Annotated in this window: 1 protein-coding gene; it reads left to right on the forward strand. The window is 53.5% G+C overall.

Features of this window, described 5'->3' with window-relative positions; all coding sequences use genetic code 11:
- On the forward strand, positions 1-1,148 hold a 1,148-nt coding region (locus KDK15_RS12950), incomplete at both ends, for an AAA family ATPase (protein ID WP_257295798.1).

Below are 1,148 nucleotides of genomic sequence, written 5' to 3' on the forward strand. Positions count from 1 at the left end.
CAGATCAGCGCCCAATTTCCGGATCACATGGCAGGGGTTGATCGTGATGGCATTGATGCCATCCTGAAAACCATGCCTGCCCTGAAACACCCACAGGACCTGTTAGTTAATTTCTGGCCGTTAGCCCGTTATATGGCTCCAGCACTGGCCGACTGCCTGCCTGCAACTTTTGACGAACCCCCTGCCCACCGCTGTTTAGGGAAAATGGCCGCCATTATCCACTCAATATTCCCTGAAGGGGGTATGAAGGCTGATCTTTTGCCGGTACTGAACGACAACATCCATCCCTATCACGGCCATCGCCTGCGTCTGCTTTACGATGCCCTGCTGGCCTTTGCCAGAGACAGCCATGACCGGGGTATCCCGGTGCATCAGCAAGCCATGGTCTTGAACCATCAACTGTCAGCCATTACCCAATGCCATCCGTCTGAGCCAACCCTGCAGCTAGAGCAGCATCTGCAACAGCAGCTTCAGCACTGCTTCCCCGAACAGCTGCTGACCACCTCATTGCAAACATTGGCCACAGATTGGCTTCAGGCCAGCCATGGTCATAAACAGCAACAAGCCAGGCGGCTTGAACAGCTGATAGCCATGCTCAATAAGCATAAAATTATTGAGCTGACCGGTCCGGCGGGTACCGGTAAATCCTGTCTGGCCGTAGCCACCGGGCAAGCGATTCAGAAACAGCAGTACTCACCAAAGCATTGGCTTGTTGCCGCCATTTGCGCAAAGCTTGGCCAACAGACTGTGAAAACTCTGACTCTGGGACCGAACACCACATGGGAATACCTTTACGGTTCGGTGACCCTGAAAAAAAACAGGTTTGGTGATCTGGCCTCTTATTCGGTGCCCGGCCAGCTAACGGATTGGGCCAAAAGTTCCCAACCGGGCCTGCTGGTGATTAATGAAGCCAACCTGGTGCATCATGGGCTATTGTCGCCACTGACCGGTCTGCTGCAATCGCCTCCCCGGCTCTGCGTCGATGGCCAGACACTCTGTTTAACTGAGAAACACAGGGTTTTGCTGACCGGTAATCCAGACAATTATCTAGGGCGTAATCTTGATCCTGAATTGAAAAGCCGGCTTCTGCGCCTCTATTACCGGCCACTTCCGCAGTCCATCCTGAAACAAGCCATCATTGAGCCACT

Origin of the sequence: Endozoicomonas sp. YOMI1 (genome assembly GCF_024606345.1) — a bacterium.
In the GTDB taxonomy this organism is placed as follows: Bacteria; Pseudomonadota; Gammaproteobacteria; order Pseudomonadales; family Endozoicomonadaceae; genus Endozoicomonas.